Here is a 305-nt window from a genome sequence, read left to right on the forward strand (position 1 = left end):
CAAGATAATGCGTTTACACCGGATTCGATTACTGGCACCAATGGTGACCTGACTATTGATGCTAATGGGCATTGGACATTCACCGCCAACAGCGCGTTTAACCAATTGAATGTCGGCGATAAGGTCGAAGAGACCTTCACGGTGTCGTCCATCGATGGCACCCCTTCGACGATCAAGGTCACGATTAATGGCACTAACGACGCCGCTACTGTCAGCAGTGCGACCGTCGCTATCGATGAAACCGACAAAGCGGTAACAACCTCAGGCACCCTAACCAGTACCGACGTAGATAACCCAGACAATGC

Annotated in this window: 1 protein-coding gene; it reads left to right on the plus strand. The window is 51.1% G+C overall.

Going from position 1 to position 305, the window contains the following annotated elements; all coding sequences use genetic code 11:
• Positions 1-305, plus strand: a 305-nt coding sequence (locus AB4493_RS22095) for a VCBS domain-containing protein (protein WP_372155821.1), incomplete at both ends; no start/stop codon positions are given.

This window comes from Vibrio sp. 10N.222.55.A1 (genome assembly GCF_041473835.1).
GTDB lineage: Bacteria > Pseudomonadota > Gammaproteobacteria > Enterobacterales > Vibrionaceae > Vibrio > Vibrio crassostreae_C.